At 61.2% G+C, this 25,912-nt stretch carries 23 protein-coding genes and 4 pseudogenes; 21 read left to right on the forward strand and 6 right to left on the reverse strand.

Features of this window, described 5'->3' with window-relative positions; all coding sequences use genetic code 11:
- Nucleotides 1–9: 9 nt before the first annotated feature.
- The 3 genes and pseudogenes from ABMA59_RS31380 to ABMA59_RS31390 form a co-directional block, all read right to left on the reverse strand.
- On the reverse strand, nucleotides 10–234 hold the full coding sequence (locus ABMA59_RS31380) for a hypothetical protein (RefSeq protein WP_349009317.1): 225 nt from the start codon (nucleotides 232–234) through the stop codon (nucleotides 10–12).
- Between the two features lie 328 nt (nucleotides 235–562).
- Nucleotides 563–1,594 (reverse strand): LacI family DNA-binding transcriptional regulator, encoded by a 1,032-nt coding sequence (locus ABMA59_RS31385; RefSeq protein WP_349009318.1) that lies wholly within the window; start codon nucleotides 1,592–1,594, stop codon nucleotides 563–565.
- A gap of 170 nt (nucleotides 1,595–1,764) precedes the next feature.
- Nucleotides 1,765–2,600, reverse strand: a pseudogene (locus ABMA59_RS31390) (IS5 family transposase).
- Nucleotides 2,601–2,734: 134 nt separating this feature from the next.
- Between ABMA59_RS31390 and ABMA59_RS31395 the strand changes: the two are divergent.
- From ABMA59_RS31395 to ABMA59_RS31405, 3 genes are read left to right on the forward strand one after another with little or no spacing between them, the layout of a single operon-like run.
- Nucleotides 2,735–3,787, forward strand: coding sequence for a substrate-binding domain-containing protein (locus tag ABMA59_RS31395; protein WP_349009319.1), 1,053 nt, complete (start codon nucleotides 2,735–2,737; stop codon nucleotides 3,785–3,787).
- 49 nt (nucleotides 3,788–3,836) lie between these two features.
- Nucleotides 3,837–5,336, forward strand: coding sequence for a sugar ABC transporter ATP-binding protein (locus ABMA59_RS31400; protein ID WP_349009320.1), 1,500 nt, complete (start codon nucleotides 3,837–3,839; stop codon nucleotides 5,334–5,336).
- Between the two features lie 22 nt (nucleotides 5,337–5,358).
- A complete protein-coding gene (locus ABMA59_RS31405; RefSeq protein WP_349009321.1) occupies nucleotides 5,359–6,576 on the forward strand; it encodes a sugar ABC transporter permease in 1,218 nt (405 codons plus the stop codon).
- A 96-nt stretch (nucleotides 6,577–6,672) separates the two neighbouring features.
- On the opposite strand, the pseudogene ABMA59_RS31410 reads toward ABMA59_RS31405, so the two are convergent.
- Nucleotides 6,673–7,516 (reverse strand): annotated as a pseudogene (locus tag ABMA59_RS31410) (ABC transporter permease).
- A gap of 5 nt (nucleotides 7,517–7,521) precedes the next feature.
- Nucleotides 7,522–8,006, reverse strand: a pseudogene (locus ABMA59_RS31415) (type 2 periplasmic-binding domain-containing protein); the annotation flags it as partial.
- 152 nt (nucleotides 8,007–8,158) lie between these two features.
- On the opposite strand from ABMA59_RS31415, the gene cls reads away from it, so the two are divergent.
- The 13 genes and pseudogenes from cls to ABMA59_RS31480 form a co-directional block, all read left to right on the forward strand.
- Nucleotides 8,159–9,562: a cardiolipin synthase gene (gene cls / locus ABMA59_RS31420; RefSeq protein WP_349009322.1), complete on the forward strand. Its 1,404-nt coding sequence runs from the start codon at nucleotides 8,159–8,161 to the stop codon at nucleotides 9,560–9,562.
- 837 nt (nucleotides 9,563–10,399) lie between these two features.
- Complete coding sequence (locus ABMA59_RS31425) at nucleotides 10,400–11,119, forward strand: FadR/GntR family transcriptional regulator (RefSeq protein ID WP_349009323.1); 720 nt, start codon at nucleotides 10,400–10,402, stop codon at nucleotides 11,117–11,119.
- A gap of 1 nt (nucleotide 11,120) precedes the next feature.
- Nucleotides 11,121–12,323, forward strand: a complete 1,203-nt coding sequence (locus ABMA59_RS31430) for a mandelate racemase/muconate lactonizing enzyme family protein (protein ID WP_349009324.1) — start codon at nucleotides 11,121–11,123, stop codon at nucleotides 12,321–12,323.
- Nucleotides 12,324–12,346: 23 nt separating this feature from the next.
- The gene (locus ABMA59_RS31435) at nucleotides 12,347–13,327 is read left to right on the forward strand and encodes a sugar ABC transporter substrate-binding protein (protein ID WP_425476017.1); all 981 of its coding nucleotides are present in this window, start codon (nucleotides 12,347–12,349) and stop codon (nucleotides 13,325–13,327) included.
- A 198-nt stretch (nucleotides 13,328–13,525) separates the two neighbouring features.
- Nucleotides 13,526–14,506 carry an ABC transporter permease gene (locus ABMA59_RS31440; protein WP_349009325.1) on the forward strand — a complete coding sequence of 327 codons (981 nt, stop codon included), beginning with the start codon at nucleotides 13,526–13,528 and terminating at the stop codon, nucleotides 14,504–14,506.
- Nucleotides 14,507–14,508: 2 nt separating this feature from the next.
- A complete protein-coding gene (locus tag ABMA59_RS31445; protein WP_349009326.1) occupies nucleotides 14,509–15,240 on the forward strand; it encodes an ATP-binding cassette domain-containing protein in 732 nt (243 codons plus the stop codon).
- A gap of 528 nt (nucleotides 15,241–15,768) precedes the next feature.
- The gene (locus ABMA59_RS31450; protein WP_349009327.1) at nucleotides 15,769–16,089 is read left to right on the forward strand and encodes a hypothetical protein; all 321 of its coding nucleotides are present in this window, start codon (nucleotides 15,769–15,771) and stop codon (nucleotides 16,087–16,089) included.
- Between the two features lie 11 nt (nucleotides 16,090–16,100).
- A complete protein-coding gene (locus ABMA59_RS31455) occupies nucleotides 16,101–16,481 on the forward strand; it encodes a hypothetical protein (protein WP_349009328.1) in 381 nt (126 codons plus the stop codon).
- A 9-nt stretch (nucleotides 16,482–16,490) separates the two neighbouring features.
- On the forward strand, nucleotides 16,491–16,658 hold the full coding sequence (locus ABMA59_RS31460) for a hypothetical protein (RefSeq protein WP_349009329.1): 168 nt from the start codon (nucleotides 16,491–16,493) through the stop codon (nucleotides 16,656–16,658).
- Between the two features lie 10 nt (nucleotides 16,659–16,668).
- Nucleotides 16,669–18,063 carry an APC family permease gene (locus ABMA59_RS31465; RefSeq protein WP_349009330.1) on the forward strand — a complete coding sequence of 465 codons (1,395 nt, stop codon included), beginning with the start codon at nucleotides 16,669–16,671 and terminating at the stop codon, nucleotides 18,061–18,063.
- Nucleotides 18,064–18,109: 46 nt separating this feature from the next.
- Nucleotides 18,110–18,778 (forward strand): hypothetical protein, encoded by a 669-nt coding sequence (locus ABMA59_RS31470; RefSeq protein ID WP_349009331.1) that lies wholly within the window; start codon nucleotides 18,110–18,112, stop codon nucleotides 18,776–18,778.
- A 57-nt stretch (nucleotides 18,779–18,835) separates the two neighbouring features.
- A complete protein-coding gene (locus ABMA59_RS31475; protein WP_349009332.1) occupies nucleotides 18,836–19,114 on the forward strand; it encodes a hypothetical protein in 279 nt (92 codons plus the stop codon).
- A 282-nt stretch (nucleotides 19,115–19,396) separates the two neighbouring features.
- Nucleotides 19,397–19,627 (forward strand): annotated as a pseudogene (locus ABMA59_RS31480) (IS6 family transposase); the annotation flags it as partial.
- Nucleotides 19,628–19,841: 214 nt separating this feature from the next.
- On the opposite strand, the gene ABMA59_RS31485 reads toward ABMA59_RS31480, so the two are convergent.
- Nucleotides 19,842–20,552 (reverse strand): GntR family transcriptional regulator, encoded by a 711-nt coding sequence (locus ABMA59_RS31485; protein WP_349009333.1) that lies wholly within the window; start codon nucleotides 20,550–20,552, stop codon nucleotides 19,842–19,844.
- A gap of 231 nt (nucleotides 20,553–20,783) precedes the next feature.
- On the opposite strand from ABMA59_RS31485, the gene ABMA59_RS31490 reads away from it, so the two are divergent.
- The 5 genes from ABMA59_RS31490 (at nucleotide 20,784) to ABMA59_RS31510 (ending at nucleotide 25,885) form a co-directional block, all read left to right on the forward strand.
- A complete protein-coding gene (locus ABMA59_RS31490; RefSeq protein ID WP_349009334.1) occupies nucleotides 20,784–21,872 on the forward strand; it encodes an ABC transporter ATP-binding protein in 1,089 nt (362 codons plus the stop codon).
- A gap of 33 nt (nucleotides 21,873–21,905) precedes the next feature.
- Nucleotides 21,906–23,189 (forward strand): ABC transporter substrate-binding protein, encoded by a 1,284-nt coding sequence (locus ABMA59_RS31495; protein WP_349009335.1) that lies wholly within the window; start codon nucleotides 21,906–21,908, stop codon nucleotides 23,187–23,189.
- 180 nt (nucleotides 23,190–23,369) lie between these two features.
- Nucleotides 23,370–24,284, forward strand: coding sequence for an ABC transporter permease (locus ABMA59_RS31500; protein WP_349009336.1), 915 nt, complete (start codon nucleotides 23,370–23,372; stop codon nucleotides 24,282–24,284).
- A 2-nt stretch (nucleotides 24,285–24,286) separates the two neighbouring features.
- Nucleotides 24,287–25,105 carry an ABC transporter permease gene (locus ABMA59_RS31505; RefSeq protein ID WP_349009337.1) on the forward strand — a complete coding sequence of 273 codons (819 nt, stop codon included), beginning with the start codon at nucleotides 24,287–24,289 and terminating at the stop codon, nucleotides 25,103–25,105.
- A gap of 42 nt (nucleotides 25,106–25,147) precedes the next feature.
- Nucleotides 25,148–25,885, forward strand: a complete 738-nt coding sequence (locus ABMA59_RS31510; protein WP_349009338.1) for an aspartate/glutamate racemase family protein — start codon at nucleotides 25,148–25,150, stop codon at nucleotides 25,883–25,885.
- Nucleotides 25,886–25,912 lie beyond the last annotated feature (27 nt).

Below are 25,912 nucleotides of genomic sequence, written 5' to 3' on the forward strand. Positions count from 1 at the left end.
GTTCCGAGCTCAAGCGAAATCTGTGGTGAATAACAAAAGACAGGCTTTGAGGTCTGGATACTCACCTCGGCCCGGTCGCCCGTACTCCGCTGCTTCGATCGTCGCAAGCGTGTCGCCGTCGCGTTCGCCGATCTTGAGAACTTCACGTTCCGTTCGCTTGAGGCGCTCGAAATGCTCAAGTTCAGGTGTGGAGAGATGGGCTGCTACCCTCAGGGTTCTGACAAGACGGAGCATGACACTCAAGGCCAAGGCGAGGCGGACGGACACGTTTCTGCAACACGATCTGGCGCTTCCAATAGAAGCGCGGAGCCGCCGTTACCAGCACAACATCAGAACGATCCGCGCCCTCCGCCTTGTCCTGCCGGCGACGCCCTTGCCCGACTCCGTGGGCCAGATGAACGTGCGGCACTCCACGAGAAGGGCAGGCCCGCGCGGATATCGAAGAGAGCCTCGTCAAACAATTCAAGCGCGCCGCCCTGCGTGCGAGAAAGAACTCAGCGCAACTATCGATTGATCGTCAGATCGACGCTGAAGCATTCTTGCTCAAACTAGTCCGCACGACTTAGACGCGATGCGGAAGCGCTCCCTCTTTCGAGCCGCATGATGCCCGGACAATCAGATCGGTCTGCAGGACTATGCGCCGGGTGCGTGGGCCGGCCTTGCCGGAAATCCGCTCGAGCAGAAGCTGGGCTCCCAGACTGCCAAATGTCTCGGCCGGCTGGTCTATTACCGTCAGGAAGGGCGACAGCACGGCGAGGTGCTCGACATCGTCGAAGCAGGCCAAGGCCATGTCTTTTGGAACGATCATATTGCGTTCCCGAAGCGCCTGCATCGCACCCACCACCGTCATGTTGTTGACGGCAAAGATCGCCGTCGGCAGCGGGTCGAGCGAAAGTACCTGCTGGGTCGCGCGATAGCCGCCGATGCGGTCGACGGTCGTGCGCAGTACGTATTCGGACCGATAGGGAATTCCCGCGGCTTCGAGCGCGTCCCTGTAGCCCCGCAGGCGCTCCCGGCCGGTCGATGTGTCCTCGGCGTCAGTGACGTGCGCGATCTCGCGATGGCCGACCGCGATCAGATGCTCAACCAGCCTGCGCGCTCCCGTCGCGCTGTCGCTGACGATCAGGTCGCAGTCGAGATCAGGCAGTGCCCGGTCGATGAGGACCACGGGAAATCCGCGCCGCAGCAGCGGGAAGACACTATGGCGGGAATTGTCGCTGGCTGGCGCGATCAGCAATCCCTCGACCCGATGCGATACCAGGTCGTCGATGTATTCGCGCTCGAGCCGCAGGTCCCCTTCGCTGTTGCATAGGAGCAGCCGGTAGCCCGCCTTGCGCGCTGTGGTCTCCGCGCCGCGCACCACAGGCGAGAAGAACGGGTTGACGACATCCGGGACGATGAGGCCGAGGGTTGCGGTCTTCTGAGAGATCAGGCCGCGCGCGACCCGGTTCGGCACGTAGTCGAGCGCCTCGATGGCGTCCTCGACCTTGCGCTGCGTTTCCGCATCGACGCCAGCGCGGCCGTTGATGACCCGCGACACGGTCATGGCGGATACGCCAGCTCTATTGGCGACATCGCGAAGCGTTATCGGCAATCTCGTCTCCTGTTAGGTAACACTACTTCCCTGTTACATACCTTCATCAGACTTGCAATATTCAATTGCCGCCGCACACTTGACAGCTACTGTTACACATTGTTATCGATAACAGACAATATCAAAAAACGCGAAATCGGGAGGATTTCATGAGAGTCAGTTCGGACACTTTATGATGGATTACAAAGCCTTCTGATCATAAGTCGGATGGAGGCGAGTTTGAGGAAGGCAAGCGCCTTTGCGTTGAGGCATTCCCAGTCCTTGGCCAGGCGCCGACAGCGGTTAAACCATGCGAAGCTGCGCTCCACGACCCAACGTTTCGGCAGCACGACAAAGCCCTTGGCCTGATCGCAGCGCTTGACGATCTCGACGTTCAATTTCTTGATCGCCTTCTCTGCCCCCTCGCGGAACACCGCTCCCTGATAGCCGCCGTCGGCATAGAGCTTGAGCAGGAAGGGAAACAGTCCGAACAGGCTCGCCATCACCAGCACGCCGCCGTCACGGTCCTGGACATCGGCGGCATGGACGAGCGCGTGCATCAGGAAGCCTTGGGTATCGACGAGAATGTGCCGCTTCTTGCCCTTGATCTTCTTGCCCGCATCGTAGCCATGCCGGTCGTGCGGCCCCCCTTTTCCGCGCTTTTGACGCTCTGGCTGTCGATGACGGCGGCGGTCGGGGAAACATCCCGCTCCGCCTGTTCCCGACAGGCGGCGTAAAGGGCGTGATGGATGCGGTCGAGCGTGCGATCCCAGGTCCACAGGTCGAAATAGTCGTAGACCGTCGAGCGCGGTGGCAGATCCTTCGGGATCGCCCGCCACTGGCAACCGGTCGACAGCACATACATCAGCCCGTTGACCACCTCGCGCAGCTTCACGCTCCGCCTGCCGCCGCCCGGCTTGCCCGGCGGGATCAGCGGCTCGATCACAGCCCACTCTTCGTCCGTAAGGTCGCTCGGATAACGCAGGTGATCGCGGTTGTAGCGAGCCCGGTTTTCAACCGTCCACATCGGCGCTTCCTTTCGAATCAGCGCCAATCAGGGAATCATAGCAGACTCAAACCCTACAACCCCAAATCAGCTAACCGATTCCACCGATTCACAAAGCTCCCGGACGGACACTGAGACATCTGAAAAGCTGGATAGTGCTGACCCAAACCCTGGCGCTTTCCGCGGGCATCGCGCTTGGCGTCGACGCGTCGTCGGCACAGGGGTCGTGTACACCCGGCAAGACGAAGAAAATTGCCTTTATGCTGAAGCAGCAGACGGCGTTCCGTTATCTGAACGCCGATATTCCCTTCTTCAAGAAGACCGCCGAGGCTGCCGGTTACGAAGTATTGGTGCAGTCGGCAGAGAATGACGCGCAGGCACAAATCGGCCAGGCGGAGAACATCATCACCCAGGGCGTCGACGCCATCGTCATCCAGCCGGTCGACTTTAATGTCGCCGCCGGCATCGCGGAGATGGCGACGAAGGCTGGCATACCGCTTGCCTCCTACGACGACATGATCCTGGGCGCGGAGCAGGCCGGTTTCATTGGCCGAGATCCCAAGGATGGTGGCGCGGAAGCCGCAAAGGCCGTCCTGGCCAAGGCACCCAAGGGCAACTACGTGCTGATCGGTGGCGACGCCGGGCAGACTGGCTCCACCCTGATGCAGGAAGGCTATCACGTCACGCTCGATCCGGTGGTGGCCAAGGGCGACATCAAGATCGTGATGGATCAGTTCACGCCGGGATGGAAAACCGAGCCGGCGCAAGGCAACGCCGAGAATGCCTTGACCGCCAACAACAATGACGTTCAAGCCTTCCTCGTATCCTATGACGGCATGTCGCTCGGCGTTCTCCAGGCCATCGAGGCCGCCAACATCGAACCCGGCAAGATTCTGGTGACCGGCCAGGACATGGAGATGTCGGCGGCGCAGGCAATTGTCGAAGGCCGCCAGTTCGGCAGCCTGTGGCCGGCCCCGGACGAGATGGCGGTCGCAGGCGCGAATGCGGCAATTGCGATGGCCGAATGCAAGGACATAGGCGCCACCGCCAAAGCGGACAACGGCGCCGGCCAAATACCCTGGGTGAAGACGCCGATCTATCTCGTCAGCCAGGAGGAGATGCCTGATTTCGTCTGCAAGCATCAGTTCTGGCTGAAGATCGACGAGGTCTACAAGAACGTGCCGGAAAAGAAGCCAGTCTGCGAATGACGCCGTCGCGGCTCAGCGGGAGGTCGGCCCGCCGCTGGAAGCAACCCCAATGCATTTGCTCGAGGTCCGCTCGCTGACGAAAGTCTTTCCGGGGGTGGTCGCGGTCGACAATGTCGATCTCGACATTGCCCCCGGCGAGATCGTCGCGTTGCTCGGCCAGAACGGCGCGGGCAAATCCACGCTGATCCAGGTGCTCTCAGGCCTGTACCCGTTCGGCACCTATTCGGGCGACATCATCTTCGCCGGGGCGCCGTTGCGCTGCCGCTCGGTCGCCGATGCCGAGGCTGCGGGCGTGGCGTTCCTGGCGCAGGAGGTCAATGTCGCCCCGGACCTTACGGTCGCCGAAGGCTTGTTCCTCAATAACGAACCTTCGCGCTTCGGCCTTGTCGACGCGCAGTTCCGAATGGCGCGCGCCAAGCTGGCGCTAAAGAATTTCGGCGTCGACATCGACCCGGCACTGCCGCTCGGCGATCTGGATCTGGCGACACAGCAACTTGTGCTTATCGTCCGCGCCCTATCCAAAAATGCGCGGCTGCTGATCCTAGACGAGCCCACCGCCGCCCTGACCGACCGCGAGACGGTGCGGCTCTTCGAGCGCATGCGGGCGCTCAGCGCGCGAGGGGTCGCCATCATCTTCGTCTCGCACAGGCTGGCCGAGGTGTTCGAAATCTCGAACCGTATCGTGATCATGCGGGACGGCCGGATCAGCGGTGCGTTCCGGACATCCGAGACGTCCCGCGACGCCGTGGTGGACCAGATGATCGGGGCCACCCCCACGCATCGGCACGCCAACCGCAAGCCAAGGACAGGCGGCACGGCACTCGAGGCACACGATCTTTCCGTGTTCGACGCAAGCGGGCGCGAAGTCGCCAACCGGCTTGCTCTCGCCATTGGCCGCGGTGAGATACTCGGCCTGTTCGGGCTTCTCGGCTCGGGGGTAAACGAAGCGACCATGGCGCTGTTCGGGGCTTGGCGCGGGGCGGTTTCGGGATCGATTTCCATCGATGGTGTACCGGCGAAGATCGCCTCACCGGTGGACGCCGTCGGGCACGGCGTTGGTCTGATCGCTCAGGATCGGCGAGATGGCCTGTCTGGCGAGCACTCCATCTACGATAATGCGATCCTCGCCAACCTCGATGAACTGAGCCGATACGGCTTTGTCGATGCCGTAAAAGCGCGTCGAAAGGTGATGGATCTGTTCGACCGGCTGAAGATCAAGGCCGGTGATGTCGACATGACCGTCGGCACGCTGAGCGGCGGAAATCAGCAAAAGGTCCAGGTCGTCCGCTGGCTGGCCGCCGGCGCGAAAATCCTGTTGCTGATCGATCCGACGCGCGGTGTCGATGTCGGCGCCCGCGCCGAGATCAAGCGCATCTGGACAGAACTCGCTGACGCCGGCTGCGCGATCCTTCTCGTATCTTCGGACGCCGAGGAGATCGTCGAGATCTGCGATCGCGCGGTCGTGCTGTGCAACGGTCGCATCGCCGGCACCATCGATGGCGCCGATCTCAGCGAGACACGCCTGCTGAAACTCGCCGCCGGCGTTTGACCTCCACGGACAAGAGAGAAAGATGAGCCAAACCTCTGAAATCGCTGCCGTGGATACCGCCGCGCCGGTGATGGTGCAGTCGCCCGTCGCACGGCTGCTTGCGAACCGCTCGATGCGCGACTCGACACTTCTGCTGGTGCTTGCCGCCATCTGGATCTTTTTCTACTTCGCCACCAACGGCACCTTCCTGACGCAACGCAACCTGATCCTGCTTGCGCTTCAGACGGCCATCGTCGGTCTTGCGGCCATCAGTGCCGTGATGCTCATCGTCACCCGCAACTTCGACCTGTCGGTCGGCTCCGCCGTGGCGCTTGTCGGCGTCGTGGTCGCCGTGCTGACGGTCAAGATGCAGGTCAATGCGTTCGTTGCCGTTCTTGTCTGCCTCGTTGTCGGCGTGCTGATGGGGGTCTGGCAAGGCTGGTGGGTGACGAGGATGAAAGTGTCGTCGTTCATCGTCACCCTCGCCGGCATGCTCTATTTCCGAGGCATCTCGATGATCGTCACCAATGGCGCGACCGTTGCGCCGTTGCCGGCGAGTCTCAAGCAGGTTGCGACCGGATTTCTCCCGCCGATCTGGTCCATCCTGCTGATCTCGTTGGCATTCTGTCTGTTTGCCGCTTTCCGCGCATTCGAACTGAAACGTGGGGCCGAGCTTGGCACCGTCGGCAATTTCAAGGCCGCGCTCACCCGAGCGCTGCTGCCGTCACTGGCGGCGGCGGTGGCGGCTATCTGGCTCGCGTCGTCGAAGGGTGTTCCCTACCTCATCGTGCTCGTCGCCATCTGCGCCATTGCGGCCGACATCCTGATGCGGCGGACCCGGTTCGGCGTTCAGCTTTATGCCATCGGCGGCAATCCGGAGGCGGCGCGGCTGTCAGGCATTGATGTCGACCGCGTGATATTCATCAACTTCGTGATCGCCGGCCTGGCCTACGGCATTACCGGCGTCGCGCTGACCGCCCGCGTCAGTGGTGCCATTGCAGGCAGCGCCGGCCTGTTCCTCGAACTCGACGCGATCGCGGCCGCGATCATCGGCGGCACCTCCCTGTCAGGAGGCCGCGGCCGGGTATTCGGAGCCCTGCTTGGCGCCCTGCTGATGGGCAGCCTCAACAATGGCATGAGCCTGATGAACGTGCCCACCTTCTATCAGGATACCGCGCGCGGCGCCGTGCTGTTGCTGGCCGTGGCCATCGACCAGTTCAGCCGCCGCCGGATTGCCACCAGTCGAGCGAGAATCCGATGAACTAGCTGGCGCTGCATCCCGAATTGAAGGAGAACAGCACCACCAGCGCGATCGGCGCGTAGAGGAACAGGTATATGGCGAAGACGAGTGCGCGCATCAGACGAGATCGACCCGACACGTGCCGGCGAACCGCCATGCGATGCGCATGGCGACGGTGAGCACCACCACCACGACCAGCACCAGCGTGACGGCGATGGCCGATCCGAACGGCCAGTTGCGCGATTGCAGGAAGAGGTCGACGAGCGCGTTGCCGATGAAGAACACCTTGCCGCCGCCCAGAAGCTGCGGGATCAGGTATTCGGCGAGCGGTAGGATCGTCACCAGCGCGGTTCCGGTCACTACCACCGGGCATGGAGAGCGGCAGCGTGATGCCGAAAAATGTCGCGACCGGGCGCGCGCCCAGATCGGCGGAACCGTCGAGGAGCCGGCGGTCCAGCTTCTCCAGCGATACGTAGATCGGCATGATCATCAGCGGCAGGTAGCCGTAGACAATGCCGACCAGCACCGCGCCGCGTGTTGAGCATGCGTATGTCGGGCAGGCCGATGGTTTCCAGCAGGTTGGGCAGCCCGTGAGCCCAGAATGTATATCCATGCATAGGTGCGCACTAGGAGACTGGTCCAGAACGGCACCACGATCAGCGACACCAGCACCAGGCGATGGAGTGGGCTCGCGCGCAACGCCAGATAATCGGCGAAGGGATAGGCGACGAGCAGGCAGGGCAGAGCGCCCACGGGGGCGAGCATCAGCGTGTTGCCGAAGGCGATGGCGCGCCGGGAGATTCAGGAACTGCTCGAAGGTGAAGGCGGGCAGATAGCCGCCTTCGGGCGCGCGGCGTCCGAAGGCGAAGACCAGCATGGCGATGAAGGGGAGCACCAGGAAGATCAGCAACCACAGCGCCGCCGTCACGGGGCTCCGTCTCCGTGCCCCCGCCGCTGCCATTCCGCTCAGGCCGACTTGAAGCGGGCCATAACCTCGGCACGTGCCGGATCGGTCAGCGTCACCGCGGCGCCGAATTCGAACGCCGTGAGCGAGGCTTCATCGGGATAGATGATCTTGTTGCCGGTGACTTCCGCCGGCAGCAGAGCCAGCACGCGGCTGTCGGTGGTCGGCGCGCCATTGGCGATATGCTTCTTCGCCGCGCCTCCGGCGTCATCAGATAGTCCAGCAATGCGTAGCCGGCCGCCGTGTTCGCCGCGCTCGCCGCGAACGCCGGAATGGCATAGAAGTCCGACCAGATCTCACCTCCGTCCTTGCCAAGCACGAATGCGATCTCGGGCATGTCGCGGTTGAATTGCGCGCCATCATTCGTCCAGCACATCGTCATCCAGGCATCGGTGGCGCGCATGCCGGGTTGATAATCGCTGTTGATGTCAAACAAGTGCCGCTTCACCTTTATCAGCAGTTCCTCCGCCTTGGCGAACTCGGCCGGGCCAAGGCGCAACGGGTTGCAATAGGAGACCAGAAGCATACAGCACACGGCTGAACATTGGCTGTTGAACGCAACGTGACGGTCGGCCACGCCAGTCCCTGTTAGAAATCGGATAAGAGACTCTCTGCGAAGAAAATCCGGTGTGAGTTGCGATGACAGCGCAGATTGATTTTGAAACTCTATGGTACGCTTCTGAGTGGTTGATCAGGTTCGGCGCGCTTGCAACTGTCCCGCTACGGCGTTCGCCGTCCGCGGCGACGAGTTGGCTATTGCTGATCTTTTTCTTTCCGGCGCTTGGGCTGCTTCTATACCTTTTCATAGGCCGTCCGCGGGTTCCCGTCGCACGCCAGAAACGCGCCCGCGAACTGCGCACCTTCCAGCTTGACGTCGCCCGTAGGCTTAAGAACGACTCATGCGGAGATCGCAGTGAAGCAGCCGACTTCGCCCAAAAGCTGGGGCGAATGCCGTGTGTCGACGGCAATTCGATCGAGCTGATCAGTGACTACGACGCGGTTGTCGAACGGCTGCTCGCGGACATCCGATCAGCGAAGTATGCAGTGGATTTGCTGGTATACATCTTCGCGGATGATGTCGTTGGTAAACGCATCGCGGCGGAACTAGGTGAGGCAGTGCAACGTGGTGTGCGATGCCGTGTGATGTTCGATCCGATTGGGTCACACCGCTGGCGCCGCGGCACGCTGTCTTTGCTTAGAGACGCAGGGGTTGAGACCCGGGAAGCGTTGCCAGTGCATCTGATCTTGCGCCGCACCCGTGCTGATATGCGCAATCATCGCAAGCTTTTTGTGATCGACGGCCTAATCGGCTACGCAGGGTCGCAAAACCTAGTCGCCAAGGATTTCCGGCCGGGCGTCGTCAATCGGGAACTGGTGGCCAGGATGAGTGGCCCCGTCGTTGCGAGCCTCGCTTCCACCATCTCAAGTGACTGGGCGATGGAGGCCCTTGATCGTCCCGATCCGTTTCCCGTTGCGATCCCCGCTGGATCGGGAGAACTGCGAGCGCAGTTGTTGCCGAGCGGAGCCGACTACCCGTTCGAGGGTTTCGAGACTCTGCTGGTTTGGCAACTCCACCGCGCACGACAGCGAGCAGTTTTAGTGACTCCTTATTTTATTCCTGATGAAAGTATCATTGGCGCGATGTGCAGTGCCGCCTCCCGTGGCGTAATGATCGACCTTGTTGTGTCCTCGGTCGTTGATCAACGCATCGTGCATCTCGCTCAATGCTCCTATTTCGAACAGTTACTTGCTGCAGGAATCCGCATCCACCTCTATCGAGAACTCTTGCTCCATGCCAAGAACGCCAGCATCGATAGAGACCTTGGTATCGTCGGGTCAAGCAACGTTGATTTCCGGTCGTTCCAGCTCAACGAGGAAGCGAGCTTACTACTTTACGATCGCTCCATCATCGATCGGCTCATCGAGATTCAGGACGGATACATTCTGGCAAGCGACTCGCTCGCCCTGGATTCTTGGCGATCTCGTCCACGGCTGCAACAGCTGTCCGAAAACATCGCGCGGATTATGAGCCCATTGCTCTAAAGTTGGCAATGTCGACAACAGATCAGTGTCGTAGGACATTAAAGATACCCATAACGCATGCAATACTAAAGCGTCGGGTGAGGAGAGTGAATCGCGGGTTTCGCAGGCATTGAAGTCTCTGATTCCATGGCGGCGGGAGGTGCTTGCCATGGGAAAGCCGATTTCATAGGACTTGAGGGAACGGATCGTACACGGGGTGGAGGCTGGCCAGTTGCGCCGTGCCTTGGCGGCGCGCTTCGAGCTTGCGCCTTCGACGGCGGTGCGTCTTCAGGCGCGCTTCGCGGCGACCAGTTCGGTCGCGCCGGCCAGGCAAGGCCGTCCCGAAGGCTCTGGCAAACCTGGTCCTTCGCGAGGTCATCGTTGGCAAGGTGACGGACAAGCCGGACATCACCATGCCGGACCTCGCTCTCTGGCTGGAGGCCGCACATGGATCAGCTCGACCCGTCGAACCTGTTCAAGTTCCTGTACCGGGAAGGCTTCACATACAAAAAAGCAGCTGCTGGCGCCGAAAAAAAGAACGCAGTTATTTGAAGGCGGCGCGTCGGGAATGGCTGGATCGCCGCCAGCACTTCATGCGCACAGCCATCCTGGCTTGTCTTTATCGATGGTGAGGCAGGGACGCAGCCTGCGGCCAACGACTGTCGGCCGACGCCCTGCTCGGCAAATGGCAGATCCAGACTTTCGTTGCCGGCTTGCGATGCAACGAACCCATCGCCCCCTGCAGCCCTCGGGCAGCCTTCGGGCAGCCCAAGATCCGCCAGCTTGACATCTGCCCTCGATTGTAGACAAAGTTAAGAACACCTGTCATACAGGTTAGGGGCATATCGAGTGACATTGATGAGGAACCACCCGCCGTCGGAGGACACTGGCAACGCCGGATTGGTGAGCACCGCCATCCAGGCCATCACCCAGCATATCCGCGCCGAGAACCTGGGGCCGGGCGACCTTCTGCCAAGCGAAGGGGACATGACGCGCCGGCTCAATGTGTCCAGAACGGTCGTCAGGGAGGCGTTTCGCGCGCTGTCGGCGATGCGCCTCATCGACATGAACGTGGGCCGGCGCGCGAGCGTCGCCAAGCTCGATACCGGCGCCATGTCGATGGTAATCGAGCATGGCGTGACGACGGAACAGATCAGTGTCCAGCAGATCTATGACGTGCGCCGGACCATCGAGATGCGCACCGCGGCGCTTGCGGCGCTCCGACGCACCGATGCCGAAGCTGCCGAGTTGGAGGACCGGGCCCGCCAGATGCGCGAGAATCACCGGATGCCCGCCGTCGTCATGGAACACGACATCGCCTTTCACGAAATGCTCGCCAAGGCTTCTCACAATCCGGTGTTTTCACTCATCGTCAACGCGTTCAGCGGGGTTACGCGCCGCACCTGGGTCATCGGCTGGCGCTCGCGCGCTTCCGAAGAGGCACAGATGGAGATGATCGACGGGCACATGGACATCGCGGCGGCGGTGCGCGCCGGCGACCCGCGCAGCGCCACGGAATCCATGGCAAAACATTTCGACAAGAGCCTCAAGGCACTGATCGAGGCGGGGATCGCCTGAGATGAAGATCCACGCCATCGAGACCATCCGCATTGCGGAGCGGCCCAATTTGATCTGGGTCGTAGTTCACACAGACGAAGGCATCACCGGGCTTGGTGAGACATTCTTCCTCTCGCGCACTGTGGAGGAGTATCTGCACGAATACGTCGCGCCGCGGGTGATCGGCCGCGATCCTTTGCAGATCGACCGTCTTTCGTCCGATCTTGTAGGCTATCTCGGCTTCCGCTCCACAGGCGTCGAGATGCGCGGCAATTCCGCATTCGACATCGCCTTGTGGGATATTTTCGGCAAGACCACCGGCCAGCCCGTCGCGCAGCTTCTCGGCGGGTTCTCGCGACAGTCGATCCGCACATACAACACCTGCGCCGGCACTGACTACATCAAGGACGACAAGGGCCAGAACACTGCGAATTGGGGCTTGGCGGCAAAAACGGGGTACGACGACCTCAATGGTTTCCTGCACCGGGCGGGCGAGCTTGCGCGGGAACTGCTCGAAGACGGCATCACGGCCATGAAGATCTGGCCGTTCGACCATGCCGCCGAAAAATCGCGAGGGCTCGACATCGACTCGGCCGATTTGAAGGCCGCTCTGCAACCATTCGACAAGATCCGGAAAGCCGTCGGCGACCAGATGGAAATCATGGTTGAATTCCACTCGATGTGGCAGCTCCTGCCGGCCATGAAGATCGCCAAGGCATTGGCGCCTTACCGCACCTACTGGCACGAAGATCCAATTCGCATGGACAGCCTCAGCGATCTGAAACGCTATGAGGCGGTCAGCCCGGCGCCGATCTCTGCATCGGAGACGCTGGGCAGCCGCTCGGCCTTCCGAGAACTGCTGGAGACCGGCGCGGCTGGAATCGTCATGCTCGACATTTCCTGGTGCGGCGGGCTTTCGGAGGCGCGCAAGATCGCCGCCATGGCCGAAGCCTGGAAGCTTCCGGTCGCGCCGCATGACTGCACCGGGCCGGTGGTGCTCACTGCCTCAACGCACCTGTCGCTCAACGCGCCCAATGCAATAGTCCAGGAGAGCGTGCGGGCATTTTATCGCACTTGGTATCGGGACCTCGTGACCGCGCTGCCGGAAGTCAGGGACGGCATGATCACCGTGCCGCCCGGGCCGGGTCTCGGGCTCGAACTGAGCCCCGACCTCGGCCGCGCCTACACCGTTCACCGCCGCGTCTCCAACGCGGCTTCCATCTGAAATTTCAACCGGGAGGACGACTTATGAAACGAATGACGGCAAAGTTTATTCTTGGCGCGGCCCTGCTCGCTATGCCCCTGGCGGCGAGCGCACAGGAACCGATGAACATCGTCTTCACACACCATTCCTCGGCCTCAAACCCGTTCTGGCAGGCGGTCAAGAAGGGATTTGACGACGCCTGCGCGAAAATCCAGGCGAACTGCCAGATGGTCTTCACTCAGACCGAAGGTTCGATCGAGCAGCAGTCCGCAAACATGCAGGCCGCGCTTGCGGCAAACCCCGACGCGCTGATCACGTCGATCGTCGACAACAATGCCTTCGACCAGATCATCGCCGACGCGCGCGCCGCCGGCGTCACTGTGATTGCGTCCAATGTCGACGACACCGAAGGTGCGGCGGGCAACGCTCGGCAAGCCTTCATCGGCCAGGGTTTTATCCCCGCCGGTTACGAACTCGGCAAGAAGATGTCCGAGTTCTTCCCCAAGGACGGCAAGATTAAGGCGCTCGTCGGCGTCTCGGCTCCCGGCCAGAACTGGTCGGAGCAGCGCGCGGCCGGCGTGATGAAGTTTTTGGAGGAGTTCAAGTCGGCCAATCCAGGCCGCGAAGTCGTGATCGAGCGGCTCGATACCGGCACCGACGGCGCCGTGGTTGCCGACCGCGTCGGCGCCTATCTGTCGGCCAACCCCGACACCACGGTCTATTTCGATACCGGCCTATGGCATGCCTATGTCGCGCAGGTGCTTGTCGATCGCGGCGTCGAACCGGGCAAGGTGCTGATGGGCGGCTTCGACATCGTTTCGGAGGTCCTTCAGCAGATGGAGGCCGGCTACATCCAGGTCCAGGTCGACCAACAACCCTACATGCAGGGTTTCATGCCGGTCATGGAAGCCTACCTCGCGAAGAATATCGGGCTTCTGCCGGCCGACATCGATACCGGCAAGGGCATCATCGTCAAGGAGGACGTGCCGAAACTGAAGGAACTCGCCGCGCAAGGTGTGCGGTAGGGCGGCGGGAACGTCCCGGCCATCGATCTTCTTCCCGTCCGGACGGTAAGAAGTTCCGGCACGTCCGCAGGTCGGCAGCGCCGGCGTGGCAAGGTAGGCGCCGCCCCTCTGACCGTTACCTCCTCCGGTGAAAAGCAGGAGATGGGTCTTCACCCCGCTGTCAAAGGTCATCCGAAGCATGTCGCAGCCGGAGTGTTCATGAAGCGCCTAATGAAAATCTATCTGGAGAAGCCGGAACTCGCGGCGGTCGTTTTCTTGCTTCTCCTCCTTGTCGTCTTCCAGGTCCGCTCGAACGGCGTATTCCTCAATCCCCAGAACCTGCGTGGAATGCTCGGCCTACTGCCTGAAATGGGGCTGGTTGCCATCGGCGTGACGCTTCTGATGATCTGCGGCGAGTTCGACCTCTCGGTCGGCTCGGTCTTCGCGCTGACGCCGATGACCATGGCAGTGATGCTGGCGGCCGGCGTGCCGTTCGCGCCGGCCTTCGCGGCCGGCTTGGCGCTCGCCGCCCTGATCGGATTCTTCAACGGCTTCATCACGATCAGATTCGCCATACCGAGTTTCATCACCACGCTCGGCATGCTGTTCATAGCGCGGTCGCTGACGGTTGTGATCTCCGGCGGCTTTCCGCCGGTTCTCCCCGCCAATTCGTTGCCGAAATGGCTGTTCACTGTCTATGTCGGCCCCGGCGAGCTCTTTCGAATGTCGTTCTTCTGGTTCCTCGCGGTCGCCATTCTTGTCACGGTGCTACTGTCGCGCACGAATTTCGGCAATTGGGTCCGGGCGACGGGCGGCTTCCTGCCCGCGGCTCAATCCATGGGCATTCCGACCGCCCGCGTCAAAATCGCCTGCTTCATGATCTGCTCGGTGCTGGCTGGTTTTGCCGGCACCATCCAGGTGATGCGGCTCGGCGCGCCTCTGCCCTCAATTGGCGAGGGACTGGAGCTCCAGGCGGTTTCGGCGGCGGTGATCGGCGGCACGTCGCTGCTCGGCGGCATTGGCACGATCTTCGGTGGCATCGTCGGCGCGGCGCTGATCCGCGTCATAGACAATGGACTGGTGCTCTCCCAGGTCGATGCCAACTGGTTCAAGATGGCGATCGGATTGCTCACGATCTTCGCCGTGGTGGTGAATGCCTGGCTGCGCAAGCGTGCCCGCGCGATCAAGGTGGAGACCTAACCATGCCGGCGCCGATCATCGAAATCCACAACCTGCAGAAATGGTATTCCGGCGTTCACGCGTTGAAGAACGTGTCGCTCGACATTTATCCCAACGAGGCGCTGGGCCTGGTCGGCGACAACGGCGCGGGCAAGTCGACACTGATCAACATCCTTTCCGGCACCCAGAAACCAGATGGCGGCGAAATCAAACTTGAAGGCCAGCCGGTGCGCTTCTCAAATCCGCGCGACGCTATGGATCGCGGCATCGAGACAATCTATCAATACAATTCCATGGTTCCAACCATGACAATCGCCCGCAACGTCTTTATCGGTCGCGAGCCCTTGCGCTTCTCGATTGGCGGCATCGGCATTCTCGACCAGGAGAAGATGCGCAGCGAAAGCGTCAAGGCGATTGCCGACGTCGATCTGCATCTGCGTTCGCCTGACGCGCTGGTGGGAGAGCTATCCGGTGGCCAGCGGCAGGGAGTGGCGATCGCGCGCGCCATGCACTTCAAGTCGAAGGTCATGATTCTCGACGAACCGACCAACCATCTCTCGGTTAAAGAAACCAACAAGGTGATCGGGTTCGTGCGCGGTCTTAAGGCACAGAGCGTTACCGGCGTGTTTATCAGCCACAACATGCACCATGTCTTTGAATGCTGCGACCGCATTGTGGCGATGGCGCGCGGAGAAATCGTGCTGGACAAGAGGATCAGCGATACCTCGATCGACGAAATTCACAGCGTCCTGTGATGCCAGGCAGGCGGCAAGTGCAGCCACCTGATTGGATGAGTGATGGCAAGGCCGAAAGTACGGCTGTCAGCGCGTTCGGCTGAAGACCGTGCTCTACTCTGCAGTGAGGAAAGTCGGTTCGGCGCAAAAGCGATATTCGTGAAAACCCCCGCTTTGTGGCCGCCTGGTTTCGCCAGGCGTTCCCGATGCGCACCGTCTGGCCGGACAATGTCAAGGGCATAACAACCGCCGCCGACGCCTCTTCGCCGGGCTCGATGCGGTGGTTCGCCGGCCGGAGCGGAGCCGGAGCATGGCGGCAGCGGCCGACGCTCTCGGCGACCGCGGCCTGCGCGGTAGTCTAGCTGAGGCGGCAAACGAGCTTTTCGCTTGTCCCACCTGAGCCGGCAGTCGCAGTGCAGCAATCACGCGGTGCGCTGCAGCACATGCTTTCCTTGACAGAGAGCGTCGTTTTCCAGATGTTCCTGTTGGGCAAAAAGTTTGCCGCAGAGAAAAGACGGTGAACAATCGCGCGCCTCCGGGGAGGGAACGATGGTCGCAACGTCAGGCCAGCAGGCGAGCGTGCTTACGCTCGATGATCGCATAGACAAGATGCATGCGCGCGACCGGATAGGCGCGATTGCTTTTGTTGTGGTGCTGTGGTTCACGATACTTTTCGCGCTGTTCGTTGTTTGGCCGCACATCACCGTTGGCGGGATCAAGACGATCCTCGTGGTGTCAGGTGCGCTGGTGCTCGCTTTCAATACCGCCGCGATCGTCGCGATGCTGCGCCACTACGCCCACGACAAGCATTTCATCTATGGGTTGGACATTAAGCATCTCGATGACATGCGTAGTCAGCGGCGGATGTAAGGGAGGACGCGATGGCTTATCAGCCCCCTAGACAGGGACTTGTTGCCCAGGTCGTAGATGTCGTTGTTTTGCTCGTCCTCACTGTCGGAGCCCTTTACGTACCGCTCTACCTTGGACTGGCAGGCGCATCCAAGACGCCTAACCCGATCGAGAATCCGACTTGGGAGGCGCTAAACCAGAACGCTGTCGAACAGCAGCAGTGGGCGGCGCTTGGCATAAGCGATCCCGCCGCCGCCAACGATATCGTTACCGCCCGTTTCAACTACGACTTCAGTTGGTCGGCACTGATCATCATGGCCGTGCTTGTGATCGGCTATTTCGTCATGGTGGTACGGCTTTCGGAAAGGGAATACCGCGAAGTCATCGACGAGCGCTTTGGTTCGAAGCGGTAGGGAGCGACGATGGACACCTGGAACATCCTTGAATACGCCGCCTGGGCACTGTCCATCTTTTTCGGGGCGATGATGCTGATCGACGTCGCCAAGATCGACTCCAGCTATGACAACGACCTGCTCACCTCCTCGCGTGAAGGCGAGATAGAAGCTGCGCAGGAACGGCACCAACTCTAAGGAAACGGCCATGGCAAACATAGCGACACCGGCCGCCCCGCAGCGGCTGCAGCTTCTGCGCGTCCTCGGACCGGGCCATGTGTGGGCCTTGGGGGTCGGCATCGTCCTTGTCGGCGAATACATGGGTTGGAATTTCTCGATCGGCAAAGGTGGCATGATCGCCGGGCTGGTGGCGTGCTGGGTGGCGGGTTTGCTTTACACCTGCGTCGCCATGATCGATTCCGAGGTGACCTCGACGGTCGCGGCCGCCGGTGGACAATACGCGCAGGCAAAACATATCGTTGGACCGCTGATGGCGTTCAATGTCGGCCTTTTCCTCGTCATGGCCTACACCATGCTGGAGGCTGGCAACGCCATTACCATCGGCTTTCTGCTCGACACCGTGGCAGGAATGCAGGGCCATTCCGGTCTAAACCAGCAGCCCTTCATTATCCTGTCCATCGTCTTTCTGGCCTGGCTTAACTATCGGGGGGTCTTGGCATCGCTGACATTCAATTTTGTCATCACCGCCATCGCATTCCTGGCCATCATCGTGCTCTTCCTGGTGGTGCAGTTCGGAGGCTCGGCAGTATCGCTGGACTTCTCGGCCGTCGCTGAAGAACCGCTTCCCTACGGCTGGGTCGGTATCATTGCCTCGGTGCATTTTGGCCTGTGGTATTATTTGGGCATCGAAGGAACCTGCCAGGCAGCCGAGGAGGTGCGCTCGCCGTCGCGTTCCCTGCCTTACGGCACGATGGCCGGCATCATGACTCTGCTGATTGCCGCCACGCTGACCTGGTATGTGTGCTCCGGCCTCATCCCATGGGAGTACCTCGGCCAAGCTGGCACGCCGCTTTTCGACGCTGCGCGCGTTACCGGCAGCGCCGGGCTCATGGTGCTGTTGTTCATCGGTACTATCTTTTCGACACTCGCATCGGCAAATGGCTGCATCAACGACGCCTCGCGCGCCTGGTTTTCAATGGGTCGCGATCGCTATCTGCCAATCTGGTTCGGGGCGGTACACCCGGTCTACCGCACACCCTATCGGTCGATCGTCTTCCTGGTCCCGATCGCACTCATCTTCGCGCTGGGCGCGCCGCTCGATCAGGTCGTTACCTTCTCGATCCTTTCTGGCCTTCTTGGGTATACCTTCATGTCGTTCAACATGGTGATGTTCCGCAAAAAATGGCCTCTGGAGACGATCAAGCGCGGATATGTTCATCCATTTCACCCTTTGCCGGCGATCGTGCTGTTGATCCTGTGCGCGACCGCCTATGTCGCAGTGTTTCTCGGCTACGGAACACAGTTGATCGCTATGATGTGCTTCTACATTATTGCTTCGCTGTGGTTCCATTTCTGGCGCTATCGCTTCGTACGTCGCGGTGACCAGTTCACGATGCCTTGGCCTCGGCCGCAAGGATATTGACCGGCTAAGTCGGGCTGAAGGCAGTGGCGTCGGTTCGAAGTCTGCTATGTCGGAGATGACTCTTTTTCTCCTTGCCGTTGCCGCGATGGCGGTGGCGACTTTGTGGATTATAGCTCTCCGCGAGCATAGCAATATCCTTGCACAACGCGCCTCTCTTCTTGACGCGATCGTACCGCTCTTTTCTGAAAGCACCGTCGTCGTGGGGCGGGATGGCTTTCCGGTTCTTGACGGCAGCCTAGGCGCCAGGCGCCGCATCCGCATTGAACTTATAGCCGACACGCTGGTAACGCGCAGATTGCCACAGCTTTGGCTCAAACAGACACTGCTGGAGCCGGGCGAACGGAGCCGACCGTCGATCGGCGCCTTGTCACGGCCGACGGGGGCGGAATTCTACTCTGTGGTGCATGATCTCCCGATGTTTATCGCACCGCCTGACACCGAGCGCCCGATACTTGTGCGCGGTGATGCCGCGATAACAGCCGAAGAGATCGAGCGGGCGAACGCGATGTTTTCGTCGCTTTTTCGCGACCCTGGCGTGAAGGAGGCCGTGATTACACCTCGGGGTGCGCGTTTGATCCGCCAAGTCTCGGAAGGCGATCGCGGTGCTCATCTGATATTGCGGCAGGTCCGCTTCCCGCTCGACCGCATACCTCAGTCGGCAGTCAAGGACGGGCTAGCGGAACTCGAAGCACTTAACAAGGTGTTCGAACGTTGAACGCCAAGGCACTATTGCAGGGGCGGTTGTCTTCGGCGTTGAGCCGATTGGGTTGAAATGGCAAGACGGATAAATCCCTATCTGGTACTCGTGCTGGCTATTCTCCTGCCGGGTGCCGGTCACGTGGCAATTGGAGAGGCGCCCAGGGGACTTGTATTCGCATTCTTTGCGATGTTCTTTGCCGTTCTTACCTATTCGACGACGACGCCTGACCAATCGTTCGTTGCCCGTCACGCGGGCGGACTGTTTATCTGGGCAATTTCGATACCCGACGCTTATCGCCGTGCGCGTGTCGCCTATGCGCTGTCAAAACCAAAGGCAGGCAACAATCGCTAGCCATCTTCAAGCGATACTGGGTGCGGGCGTCCAATTCCCGATCCCGGACGTACAGGGCCCATTTCCGTCCAGAGGATTGCTAAAGACCGAGCCGGTCAGGTTCTCAACCGATCTCTGTGTGTCGCCGGCAGCATTCCAGTGTCGGAAACAGATGGGATTAGACTCCCCGTCAATCCCACCGCCGCGGTGTCGTAAGAGGCTGTGTCGAGGCGAGTCAGGTAAACAGGTTGGCAACGTTGGTTGAAGTAAACGCTCCGACAACAATACCACGCCGATCAGCTACAAACGCCATCTCTGCCCCCTCAGGTCATCGCCCATGCGGTGTCGCTCTACTGCCGACTTCCGCTGAGCCTGGCCGTGTGGAGGAAATGCTGCTGGAGCGCGGAATTGTCGTCACCTATTGAAACAATCCACCGTTGGGGAAAGAAGTTCTGCCCGGACCATGCGCGGCGCGTTCACCTCAAGAAGCCCAGCCGGCATCTTGACGAGCTGGTCATCACCATCGCCGGCAAGGTGCTTGTGGCGCGCCGCTTGATGGACAATCCAGCGTGAAGACACGCAGACGGTGCGATCGCTCTCACCAGTTGTGGCGTTCTCCATGCCTGCCGTGAAAGATGGCACGTCAACGACACTAGGAACGTTCTTGGGAGGCCGACCTCAACGGCCGCATACAATCGGGCAATATCTGGCATCGACGAGACTTTTGTAACGGTGGGCTTGAGCAACGTTAGGAATTCGAGAAGATCTCGCGCAAAGTTTGCGTGGGTCGAGCCTCTAGTTCCAAGTCTTCTTCGATATGATCGATATGCTTGACGATCAGAACCGTCGTCTTCGTCACATCGCGGGCCTCCAGCGCATCGACGATTTCCCGGTGCTCGGAGTGGCCGCATGCTGACGCCCCCGAACGGCCGTAAAGCGCGATGACCAGCGAGGATCGCGCGACGAGCTCTTCCATGAAGCGCAGCAGGATCTGGTTTCCCGCGACGATTGCCAGCAGAAGATGGAAGTCGCCGGACGCCTTGATCTCGGCCCGGCGCGCATCCGGCCCACGCGCCGCGATATGGAGAGCCTCGCGGTCGAGCTGCGCCCGGAACTCATCGATTCTGAAGGCGTCGATCGTCTCGCACGCGGTGGTGGCGATGCCGGGCTCGATCAGACGGCGTGAGGCGAAGACCTGCCGGGCTTCCTCCGGCGACGGATTGGCGACGAAGGCGCCGCGATTGCGCTCGGTGCGCACCAGCCCTTCGAAGGTGAGCATCTGCAAGGCCGAGCGGGCGATCGTTCGGCTGACGTCGAAGAGTGTCCCGACCTCGGCTTCCGAAAGTTTCGCTCCAGGCGTCAGCCGCCGTTCGATGATGGCGTCGCGCAGGCGGTCGCGGATGGCCTGCGCGCGGTCATCGGGCAGCCGGTCGGCAGGGAATTCGGCGGCGAGTGTCATGGCTTCTTTGTAGCTGGAAAATCGAAGCTGGCCAGAGCAATCTTGCGATCGAAATAGCTACTGGATTGCATACGATCCTTGCCCATTTCGAGAACAGAAGCCTAGAATTTGTGCAATGCACAAAACTGCCCGTTTCACAGAAACGGCATAAAGATAGGCAATTCAATCCGTTAATAAGCCGGCTTCGGTTGGCACGCATGATGCATCTGATGTTGCGAACAGAGGTGCAGAATGGCCAAGGCCGCCGAAATAGAAATCGTCTCGGTATCGAAGATCTACGGCAGCACGACCGCGGTCGATGCGATCAGCCTTAAGATCCCGGCAAGCACCTATTGTTGCCTGCTCGGACCTTCCGGCTGCGGCAAGACCTCGACGCTGCGTATGATCGCCGGCCACGAAAGCATCTCGTCCGGAGACGTGCGGCTCGGCAACATGGTCGTCACCGACCTGCCGCCGGCCAAGCGCGGCACGGCGATGATGTTCCAGTCCTATGCGCTGTTCCCGCATCTCGACCTCGTCGACAACGTCGCCTTCAGCCTTCGCATGAAGGGCGTCGAGAAGGAGGAGCGCCAGCGCAAGGCGATGGACATGCTCCGCCTGATGCAAATGGAGGCCTATTCTTCGCGGCGCCCGGCGCAGCTTTCCGGCGGCCAGCAGCAACGCGTCGCGCTGGCGCGCGCGCTGATCACCGACCCGGAAGCGCTGCTGCTCGACGAGCCTCTGTCGGCGCTCGACCCGTTCCTGAAGATCCGCATGCGCGCCGAACTGAAGCGCCTGCAGACGTCGCTCGGCATCACCTTCGTGCATGTCACCCACAGCCAGGAAGAGGCCATGGCACTGGCCGACCTGATCGTCGTCATGAACGACGGCCGCATCGAACAGGCCGCCGATCCGCGCACCGTCTTCAGGCGGCCGGCGACGGCGTTCGTTGCCCGTTTCATGGGCGACCACAACGTCATTTCGGGCGAGGCGGGCGACTATGCCGACGGTTCGCTCACCGTCGAAGTGCCGGGCGGCGCAACCTTTGCCGCCGCCGGCGACAAGCGCGAGCCCGGAGAAAGCACCGACATCGGCATCCGCACCGATCGCATCCGTATCGGCGAGGCCGCGGGCAAGGGGCTGGGTTTCACCGGCATCGTCTCGAATGTCGAATATCGCGGCTCGACCGTAAAGCTCGTCCTGTCGGGAGCAGGCTTCAGCGACTTCACCGCCATCATGCCCGAGGGCGCGTTTTTCGCCGCACCCGCCGCCATCGGCGATGCCGTGCCGCTCTCATGGGACGCGAAAGACGCCATCGTGCTCGGTCGCCTCGATTCTTGATCTCGAAAACGAATGACAACAGGGGAAAAACCTATGAAAGCGACACGCAATTCAGGACTTTCGCGCCGCACATTCCTCAAGACAGGGGCGGCGGCCGCAGGCCTCGCGGCCGGCTCGGGCGCGATTACCGGCTTCCCGACGATCTGGGCGCAGAACCCGATCACGCTGCGCCAGTTCGGCACTGGCGTCTCGAACCTCAACGCCATTGCCGACAAGTGCAAGGAAGACCTCGGCATCACGCTGGAGATGACGGCGACCGATTCCGACGCCGCCGCACAGCGCGCCGTCACCCAGCCGAACTCCTACGATATCGCCGACATCGAATACTGGATCCTGAAGAAGGTCTACCCGACCGGCGTGATCCAGCCAATGGAGACGGCCAAGCTTAAATATTACGACCAGATCGTGCCGCTGTTCAAAACCGGCAAACTGACTCCCGACAGCGTGATCGCCCAGGGCACCGCGCCACACACGGTCGGCTATGTCGAGAAGCCCGGCGACAAGACTTTTGCCAAGAGCGAAACCGGCTTTTTCACCATGGTGCCGACCATCTACAATGCCGACACGCTGGGCATTCGCCCCGACCTCGTCGGCCGCGACATCACCACCTGGGCCGACATCATGGACCCGGCCTTCAAGGGCAAGACCTCGATCCTCAACATCCCGTCGATCGGCATCATGGACGCCGCCATGATCATGGAAGCGATGGGCAACATCAAATATGCCGACAAGGGCAACATGACCCAAGAGGAGATCGACAAGACGATCGACTTCCTGATCAAGGCCAAGCAGGACGGCCAGTTCCGCGCCTTCTGGAAGTCGTTCGACGAGAGCGTCAACCTGATGGCTTCCGGCGAAGTCGTCATCCAGTCGATGTGGTCGCCAGCTGTCGCGGCCGTCCGCTCCAAGGGCATCGCCTGCAAGTACCAGCCGCTCAAGGAAGGCTACCGTTCGTGGGGCGGCGGCCTCGGCCTCGCCTCGCATCTGTCGGGCCCACAGCTCGACGCGGCTTACGAGTACATAAACTGGTACACGTCCGGTTGGGTCGGCGGCTACCTCAACCGGCAGGGCTATTATTCCGCCGCCATGGATACGGCGAAGAAATTCATGTCGGAAGACGAATGGGGTTTCTGGATCGAAGGCAAGGCGGCCAGAGGTGACATTCTGGCTCCCGACGGCAAGGTCATGGAGAAGGCCGGAGCGGTGCGCGACGGCGGCTCCTTCGAGGAGCGCATGGGCAAGGTCGCATGCTGGAACTCGGTCATGGACGAGGACCGCTACATGGTCCGCCGCTGGAACGAGTTCATCGCGGCGTAGCGCAGACGGCGTAGCGGCCGTCTATCGCTGGCGCCGCCCCTCACCCTTGCCCTCTCCCCGTGAGGAACGGGGAGAGGGACCGCCAACGTTGCGGCTGATCCCTTCTCTCAGCTCTAATTGGGGGGAAGGTCCCGGCAGGGGGTCCGAAGGACGGCAGCCGCCCCATGATCGGAGCATCGGATGGCAATCGCGCTGGAACAGCCCGTCACCATCGTCGCGGCGGAGCGCAAGCCGACGACGCGGATATCGTTAGCCGGGATTGCCTCCTATCTCCAGGCGGCGCCGCTGTCGATCATCCTCGGCGCTTTCCTGCTGGCGCCGATCCTGATGATCGCGGTCGTCAGCTTCTGGGACTATGATTTCGCCGGCCTCTATCCTGATTTCGTCACCTTCAACTACACCGAGGCGCTCGGCTCCTGGGTGACGTGGAAAACCTACCTGAACACGCTGAAATTCGCGGCGATCGTCTGGGTGCTGACAACCTTCATCGGCTTTTGGGTCGCCTACTACCTTGCCTTCCACATCCGGAGCTCGGCCATGCAGATGGTGCTAATCCTTGTCTGCACGGTGCCGTTCCTCACCTCCAACATCATCCGCATGATCTCCTGGATCCCGGTGCTCGGACGCAACGGCCTCGTCAACTCGACGCTGGTGCAGATGGGCCTCGTCCCGCAGCCGATCGAATGGCTGCTTTATTCCGATTTCGCCGTGGTGCTGGCCATGGTCCACCTCTACACGCTGTTCATGGTGACTCCGATCTTCAACACGCTGATGCGCATCGACCGCTCGCTGATCGAGGCGGCCCGCGATTGCGGCGCCAATGGCTGGCAGATCCTGTGGACCGTCATCTTGCCGCTGGCCAAGCCGGGCATAGCGATCGGCACGATCTTCGTCGTCACGCTGGTGATGGCCGATTTCTCGACGGTGCAGGTGATGTCCGGTGGCCAGAGCGCCTCGGTCGCGCTGATGATGAAGAACCAGATGTCGCTGCTGCAATATCCGGCAGCCGCCGCCAACGCGGTGGTGCTGCTCGTTCTGGTGCTGCTGATGGTGGCCGGCATCCTGCGCATCGTCGACATCCGCAAGGAACTCTGAGCATGAGCTGCGAGACCCGCACGGTCGAATTCTTCGTGCTGACGGCCTTTTTTGTGCTGTTCGTGCTGTTCCTCTACGGGCCGCTGTCGGCGATCCTGATCCTGTCCTTCCAGGGCGAGAATGGCGGCCTGACCTTTCCGCTGAATGGCGTCTCGCTGCACTGGTTCTTCAACCTGTTCGAAAAACAGGCAGTGGGCGATTTCGGCGGCAGTTTCCGCCGATCGCTTGTGCTCGGCCTGATGGTGATGGTGATCACCGTCGTCGTCTCGTTGCTGGCCGGGCTGGCGTTCCGCCGTAAATTCCGGGGATCCAGCGCGCTGTTCTACCTTGCGGTCGCAAGCCTCGTGGTGCCGTCGATCATCATTTCGCTCGGCATCGGCGTAGTCTTCCAGCAGCTCGGACTTCAGCCGGCCTGGTACACATCCGCCCTCGGCGCGCATCTCACCTGGACGCTGCCCTTCGGCGTTTTGATCATGTTCGCGGTGTTCAACCGTTTTTCGCCTTCCTACGAGGAGGCGGCGCGCGATCTAGGCGCCAACGCCTGGCAGACCTTCTATTACGTCTTGCTGCCGATCATCGCGCCGAGCCTTATCGGGGTCGGCCTGTTCGGCTTCACAATGTCCTATGACGAATTCGCACGCACGCTGATGACGGCGGGCTCCTTCAACACGCTGCCGCTGGAAATCTACGGCATGACAACCAACGTCACGACGCCGGTGCTTTATGCGCTGGGCACGGTGACGACGGTGTTCTCGTTCCTGGTCATCGGCGGCATGCTGGGCGCCATCGTCTATGTCGGCCTTAGACAGGCGCGAGCCTAACCGTTCTCCCCACTGAAAATCCCAACGCAGGCAGTCGCTTCCGTGCATCTTCTCGTTGTCAATCCCAACACCACGGCCTCCATGACCGATAAGATCGGCGCGGCGGCGTGGCTGGCCGCCTCGCCTGGCACGATGATCGAGGCCGTCACATCGACCATGGGACCGGCCTCCATCGAGGGGTACTACGACGAGGTTTTCGCCGTGCCCGGACTCCTGCTGGAGATCGCTAGGGGCGAACGCGAGGGTGCGCAGGCCGCCGTCATCGCCTGCTTCGATGATACCGGCCTCGACGCTGCCCGCGCCATGGCGAGTATCCCGGTGGTCGGCATCTGCGAGGCGGCGCTGTCGCTCGCCGCCTTCGTCGCGCAGCGTTTCACCGTGGTGACGACCATGGAGCGCTCGCGCGTGCCGATCGAACATCTGGTGCGCCGCTATGGCATGGCGGAGCGCGCAAAAGTCCGGGCGGCCGAAATTCCGGTGCTTTCGCTCGAAGACCCTTCATCGGGCTCGACGAGCAAGCTGGAGGCGGAGATCGAGCGGGCGATCGAGGAGGACAAGGCCGAAGCCATCGTGCTCGGCTGCGCAGGCATGGCTGATCTCGCGGCCTCCTACCAGCGCCGCTACGGCTTGCCGGTGGTCGAAGGGGTGGGGGCGGCAGTCAGGCAGACCGAGGCGCTCGTCGCACTCCGGCTTTCCACCAGCAAGCGTGGCTCGTATGGCGAACCGATCAACAAACCTTACACCGGCCTGCTCAAGAGCTTTGGACCTGCCAAGATTTGACGGACGTTTTCGCCATACGGTCGACAG

Source organism: Mesorhizobium yinganensis (assembly GCF_040081985.1).
Lineage (GTDB): Bacteria > Pseudomonadota > Alphaproteobacteria > Rhizobiales > Rhizobiaceae > Kumtagia > Kumtagia yinganensis.